The organism is Mycobacterium sp. (assembly GCF_050701675.1).
Taxonomy (GTDB): Bacteria; Actinomycetota; Actinomycetes; order Mycobacteriales; family Mycobacteriaceae; genus Mycobacterium.
Window position 1 is genome coordinate 1 of sequence record NZ_JBOGDD010001046.1, and the last position, 6,107, is coordinate 6,107.

A 6,107-nucleotide genomic window follows, 5' to 3' on the forward strand; every position below is an offset into this window, starting at 1 on the left:
GTATGTACTCACAACCGTTGGCCGAGGCCATCGCCGAGGCCGAGAGCCTCGTCGCCGCAGCGCCGTTCATCGAATCCGAGGCCGACCTCCTCGAGGGGTTGCAGTACCTCGCAGGCTGCATCGCGGCGTGCACCAGTGTGGCGTTCGACTACGACCGCGACCACCCGTTCCTGCACAGCGGCACCGGGCCGTTCACCAAGATGGGGCTCGACAACCCCGACACGATGTACTTCGGCACGCGGGTACAACCCGGGCACGAATACGTCGTCACCGGGCGCCGCGGCACCACCACCGACGTGAGCTTCCAGTTGCTCGGCGGCGAATACACCGACGAGAACGTGCCGGACAGCGAGACGGCGTTCGACGACCGCAAGCTCGACATCGCCGACGACGGCACCTTCGAGTGGCGGTTCACGCCAACCACTCCTTCGCAGCTGGTCATCCGCGAGGTGTACGACGACTGGTCCGCCCGGCGCGGCTCATTCGCGATCGCGCGCACCGACACCGAGGGCACCGCACCGCCGGCACTGACCCGCGAGCTCATCGAGAAGCGGTACGCCGTCGCAGGCAAGCAGCTGGTCCAGCGGGTCAAGACGTGGCTGCAGTTCCCGCAGTGGTTCTACACGGACAGCCCGGCCAACACGATGGTGTCGCCGCGACTGACACCCGGCGGCCTTGCCACGCAGTACTCGTCGGCCGGTCAGTTCGACCTGACCGGGGACCAGGCGCTGATCATCACGCTGTCGGTCACCGACGCGCCGTATCTCGGCTTCCAGCTCGGCAGCCTCTGGTACATCTCGCTGGACTACATCAACCACCAGACGTCGTTGAACGGCACTCAGGCGCAAGCGGATCCGGACGGCAAGATCCGCATCGTCGTCTCCGATCAGAACCCTGGGGTGACCAACTGGGTGGAGACGCTCGGGCACGGCAAGGGCTTCCTGCAGTTCCGGTGGCAGCGCGTGTCCCGTGAGCTGACCGAGGCCGACGGGCCCACCGTCGAGCTGGTCGACATCGACGCGGTGGCGGCCTCGCTGCCGTACTACGAGTCCAACAAGATCTCCGAGGAAGACTGGCGGGCGCGAATCGCACTACGCCAGAAGCAAATTGGCGAAAGAATGGTGGGGTAGATCATGGCGGGATTGCTCGACGGCAAGGTTGTGGTGATCAGCGGTGTGGGTCCAGCGCTGGGGACGACGCTCGCGCGCCGTTGCGCCGAGAACGGCGCCGATCTGGTGCTGGCGGCCCGCACGGTCGAACGTCTCGAGGACGTCGCCAAGCAGGTGACCGACCTGGGCCGGCGCGCGGTGACCGTGGGCACCGACATCACCGACGAGGCTCAGGTGGACAACCTCGTCGCACGGGCGCACGAGGCGTACGGCAAGGTCGACGTACTCATCAACAACGCCTTCCGGGTGCCATCGATGAGGCCGTTGGCCAATACCACGTTCGAGCACATGCGCGACGCGATCGAACTGACCGTGTTCGGCGCGCTGCGGATGATTCAGGGCTTCACGCCTGCCTTGGCCGAGGCAGGAGGGTCGATCGTCAACGTCAACTCGATGGTGGTGCGCCACTCGCAGGCCAAGTACGGGGCGTACAAGATGGCCAAGTCGGCGCTGCTGGCCATGTCGCAGTCGTTGGCCACCGAGCTGGGAGAGCAGAACATTCGCGTTAATTCGGTTCTGCCCGGCTACATCTGGGGCGGCACGCTGCAGGGTTACTTCGAACACCAGGCGGGCAAGTACGGCACCTCCGTTGACGAGATCTACAAGGCGGCGGCAGTCAACAGCGACCTGAAGCGCCTGCCCACCGAGGACGAGGTCGCCTCGGCGATCCTGTTCATGGCGAGCGATCTGTCCAGCGGTATCACCGGCCAGGCGCTTGACGTGAACTGCGGAGAATATAAAGCCTGATGAGCACCCGTACCGATGTCGGCACCGTCGACGACCTACACGCGTCGGCCGTGAAGGCCTGCGGCCTCGACGATTTCGGCGTCGACGACGACAACTACCGCGAGGCGCTCGCCGTACTGCTCGAGTCGTTCCGCCGCGATGCCGACCTCACCGAGTTCGGCAGCAAGATGCAGCGCTTCTTCGTCCGCAACGCCCTCGTCGCTCGGTTGGTGTCCGAGGCGGCGTTCAAGCAGTACCCGCAGCACGTCGACGTGCCCATCGAGCGACCGATCTTCGTGACCGGCCTGCCCAGGACGGGCACCACGTTGATCCACCGGTTGCTCACGGCCGATCCCCGCCACCAGGGCCTCGAACTCTGGCTGGCCGAGTTCCCGCAGCCGCGCCCGCCGCGCGAAACCTGGTCGAGCAACCCGGTGTTCAACCAGATCGACGCCCAGTTCAGCAAGGCTCACGAGGAGAACCCGGACTACACCGGCCTGCACTACATGACCGCCGACGAGGTCGAGGAGTGCTGGCAGTTGCTGCGCCAATCGCTGCACTCGGTGTCCTACGAGACGCTGGCGCATCTGCCGACGTACTCGCAGTGGCTGTCGAAGCAGGACTGGACCAAGCCGTATCAGCGACACCGCAAGAACCTTCAGCTCATCGGCCTCAACGACGCCGAGAAGCGCTGGGTGCTGAAGAACCCCAGCCACCTGTTCGCGCTCGACGCGCTGTTCGCCACCTATCCCGACGCGCTGGTGGTGCAGTGCCACCGACCCGCCGAGACGATCATGGCGTCGATGTGCTCATTGGCCCAGCACACCACCGAGGGCTGGTCGAATGCCTTCACGAACGAGGTCATCGGGCAGGACTCGCTGGAGACGTGGTCGCGGGGCCTGGAGTTGTTCAATGCCGAACGTGCCAAGCAAGACCCGGCGCAGTTCTACGACCTCGACTACTTCGAGTTCATCAAGGACCCGATCTCGGTCGTGGGGAGCATCTACCAGAAGTTCGGCATTGACTTCACCGACGCCGCCCGCCAAGCGATCACCGACAGTCACGTCGAGAGCCAGAAGGGCCCGCGGGCGCCCAAGCATACCTACTCGCTGGATGACTACGGGCTGACGCCCGAAGTGGTCAAGGAGCGCTTCAAGGGCTTGTGAGCGGTTGCCGCGAGCGTGCGTGTCTGTGCATGAACTCCCGGCGTGTCGCGTGCAAATGCGCACGCTCGCGGGAGGTTTGAGGCGTCGTCGCCTAGCCGTCGCCCGGTGATGGCGCCGTCGATTCCTCCTCGAGGCACCCCTCCGCAACCGCGTGCTTGATGCTGTCGGTCAGCTTGGGACACGACCGGCTCCTACTGCTGTCGCCGCCGCTCGCACGGATTTCGGCGAACGTCGCGCACCGCTGGGTGGCCTCCGAACTCCATTGCACCGCAGTGTGTTCCGCGCCGAGCTTCTTGACCGCCACGGTGACGTGGCAGAACCGGCAGTCGACGGGCGTCAGGCCCGCATTCAGGTAGCGCTCGCGGTCCCTGGCGGAGGCTTCCTTGACCGCCGCGGCACGATCGGGATCGGTGGCGAAGTCCGGTGCCTTGGACCACGTTCCCGTTGCCGGCGGGCGGTCCCCCGCCGGGTGCTCGTCCTCGTCATGCCCGAGCAACGCCAGCATCGAACGCGCCAGCCGATCGGCATCCGGCGCCTGTGTCATGTCGCCGGCTGTTCCTCGGCGCGCTTGCGCAGGTTCTCCTCGACCTCGACATGCCACTTCTCGTTGGCCGCCGTGGTGTCGACCTCGATCTCGAACCGGTCGGTCATGTCCGGCGTGACGTCGGCGACGTCGACGTAGAACTGCTGATACCAGCGGCGCATCTGGTACACCGCGCCGTCCTCCTCGACCAGCAGCGGATTGTCGATGCGGGTCTTGTGCTTCCAGATCTCGACGTCCTGCAGGAAGCCCTTGCTGACGCCTTCGGTGAACGCCCTGGACAGCTTCTCGGTCATCTTCTCGTCCATGCCCTTGGGCTTCTCGACCATGACGCCCCACTGCAGCACGAACGCATCCTGGCTCACCGGGTAGTGGCAGTTGATCAGGATCGACTCGGCCTTGAATCCGCCGTAGTTGTTGTGCAGCCAGTTGATCATGAACGACGGGCCGAAGTAGGAAGCCTCGGAGTCGAGGTGCGCCTCACCGTAGGCGGTCCCCAGGTCGTTCACGTCCGGGCGGCCGACGTTGTGCAGGTACTGCGACGCGATGTGGCCCTCGAAGACGTTCTTGAAGTACGTCGGCAGACCGAAGTGGATGTAGAAGAAGTGCGCCATGTCGGTGACGTTGTCGATGATCTCGCGGCAGTTGGAGCCCTCGATGAGCATCGAGTTCCAGCGCCAGTCGGTCCAGTCGTCGCTGCCGAACTCCGCGAGTTCCGGGATGCGGAGCTCCGGTGGCGGCGGGTTGCCCTCGTGGTCGTGCCAGACGTAGAGCAGCCCGCTGCGGACGTCGGTGGTCCATGCCCTCGTGCGGGCCAGCCGAGGTGTGCGCTTGGCATACGGCACCAGCTTGCACTTGCCGTCGCCGCCCCAGCGCCAGTCGTGGAACGGGCACGCGATCTCGTCGCCCTTGATGGTCCCCTGCGACAGGTCGCCGCCCATGTGGCGGCAGAAGCCGTCGAGGATCTTCAGCTCGCCCTGGGAGTCCGCGAAGATCACCAGTTTGGTGCCGAAGATCTGCACGGAATGCGGCTTGCCGTCCTGGAACTCCGCCACCGGTCCGAGGCAGTGCCAGCCCCGCGCATAGCGGTCTGGCAGCGCTCCTGTGTCGATCTCGCGAACGCCAGCGGTTTCGGTACTCACGGTGGGCCTCCCGTTTCTGAACTCACTAACTAGAACACGTTACAGTTTTTCCCACCCGCCGCGCAATGCGAAGGCGTCGACCTGCGGTATATCTAGACGATGCCGCTGTACGCCTTCGAGGGTAGATCGCCCGTGGTCGACCCGACCGCCTTCATCGCACCGACCGCCACGCTGATCGGAGACGTGCACGTGGAGGAGGGTGCGTCGATCTGGTTCAACGCCGTGCTGAGGGCCGATTTCGCCCCGATCATCGTCCGGAAGGGCGCGAACGTGCAGGACTGCTGCGTGCTGCACGCGCCGCCGGGAATCCCCGTCGACATCGGGCCGGGCGCCACCATCGCGCACGGGTGCGTCATCCACGGCGTCCACGTCGGCCAAGAGGCGGTGATCGCCAATCACGCCACCGTGCTCGACGGCGCGGTCATCGGGCGGCGCAGCCTGGTCGCGGCGCACTCGTTGGTGACCGGCGGCACCAAGATCCCCGACGAGGTCTTCGTGACGGGAGCGCCCGCCAAGGTGCGCGGCCCGATTGCAGGCACGGGTGCGGAGATGTGGGTGAACGTCAATCCAGGCGCGTACCAGGATCTCGCCCGTCGATACCTGGACGGTCTTGCTCCGATCGCCGAGGCCTAGACCGACTACTGCGCGTCGGTGAGCCCGACCCGCAGGGCGATCTGCTGCATCTTGCCGATGTCGGTGACGAATCGATCCGTGGTGACGTCCCCGGTCGCGCTTTGGAACTCCAACCGGACCAACGCCCGCCCCTCCGTGAAGTAGAGAAGTGTGACGGCCTTGTCGTCCTCGGGGTAGGTGCCGGAGATCGTGACACCGTCGGTGCCAACCGGTGACGGTGTGGGAGCGCCGCCGGCCACCGTGTCGGTGAGCGTCTGCGACGTCTGCTTCAGGGCCGCCGAAGCTGCCGCGGCGTCCGGGTAGATCAGCACGGTGCTGGTGATCGCCCGCGTGTCCTGGTCGTTGACGAAGAACGCGCTGGCGCCCGGCTGGCCGTTGGGCTGCGCCTGGTTCGACCGCGGGTGGAACGTGTCGTCCGCGTCACTCAGGTCGGCGGCGGTGACAAGCAGACGCTGGTAGTCGGCCGCATTGGCGGTGGTGGTCGGCGTGGTCTTCTGTGTGCTCGTCGTGGCGACGGCGCCCGGCAGCCCCGGCAACGCGCTCGGCGCTGGGCTTGCCGGGTCAGTGCCCGAGCAGCCGCTGATGCCGACGACGAGAACGGCCGCCCATATCGCAGGCCGGAGGTTCTTGGGAGTAAGTGAGGGCAAGGTTATCGAAAGTCAATGCAAGAGTTTGGAAGAATTCTCGCCCAACGGTACGCGGGGTGCCGTCAGTCCTGCCACTCCGAGCG

The 6,107-nt window shown here is 65.8% G+C and carries 7 protein-coding genes; 4 read left to right on the forward strand and 3 right to left on the reverse strand.

The window, feature by feature from the left end; all coding sequences use genetic code 11:
• Positions 1 to 2 precede the first annotated feature (2 nt).
• From ACRDUX_RS32065 to ACRDUX_RS32075, 3 genes are read left to right on the forward strand one after another with little or no spacing between them, the layout of a single operon-like run.
• The gene (locus tag ACRDUX_RS32065) at positions 3 to 1,130 is read left to right on the forward strand and encodes a hypothetical protein (RefSeq protein ID WP_526420082.1); all 1,128 of its coding nucleotides are present in this window, start codon (positions 3 to 5) and stop codon (positions 1,128 to 1,130) included.
• A 3-nt stretch (positions 1,131 to 1,133) separates the two neighbouring features.
• Complete coding sequence (locus ACRDUX_RS32070) at positions 1,134 to 1,916, forward strand: SDR family NAD(P)-dependent oxidoreductase (protein WP_526420084.1); 783 nt, start codon at positions 1,134 to 1,136, stop codon at positions 1,914 to 1,916.
• Complete coding sequence (locus ACRDUX_RS32075) at positions 1,916 to 3,061, forward strand: sulfotransferase (protein ID WP_526420086.1); 1,146 nt, start codon at positions 1,916 to 1,918, stop codon at positions 3,059 to 3,061. The genes ACRDUX_RS32070 and ACRDUX_RS32075 overlap by 1 nt, the downstream gene beginning before the upstream one ends.
• 91 nt (positions 3,062 to 3,152) lie before the next feature.
• Here ACRDUX_RS32075 and ACRDUX_RS32080 read toward each other — a convergent pair whose 3' ends face one another.
• Both ACRDUX_RS32080 and ACRDUX_RS32085 read right to left on the reverse strand, forming a co-directional pair.
• A complete protein-coding gene (locus tag ACRDUX_RS32080) occupies positions 3,153 to 3,605 on the reverse strand; it encodes a hypothetical protein (protein WP_526420088.1) in 453 nt (150 codons plus the stop codon).
• The gene (locus ACRDUX_RS32085) at positions 3,602 to 4,744 is read right to left on the reverse strand and encodes a 3-ketosteroid-9-alpha-hydroxylase subunit A (RefSeq protein ID WP_526420090.1); all 1,143 of its coding nucleotides are present in this window, start codon (positions 4,742 to 4,744) and stop codon (positions 3,602 to 3,604) included. Before ACRDUX_RS32085 ends, ACRDUX_RS32080 begins: the two co-directional genes overlap by 4 nt.
• Positions 4,745 to 4,843: 99 nt before the next feature.
• Between ACRDUX_RS32085 and ACRDUX_RS32090 the strand changes: the two genes are divergently transcribed.
• Positions 4,844 to 5,377, forward strand: coding sequence for a gamma carbonic anhydrase family protein (locus ACRDUX_RS32090; RefSeq protein ID WP_526420092.1), 534 nt, complete (start codon positions 4,844 to 4,846; stop codon positions 5,375 to 5,377).
• Between the two features lie 5 nt (positions 5,378 to 5,382).
• Here the strand turns inward: ACRDUX_RS32090 and ACRDUX_RS32095 are convergent, their stop codons facing one another.
• Entirely contained in the window at positions 5,383 to 6,024 is a 642-nt protein-coding gene (locus ACRDUX_RS32095; RefSeq protein ID WP_526420094.1) for a hypothetical protein, read from the reverse strand.
• Positions 6,025 to 6,107 lie beyond the last annotated feature (83 nt).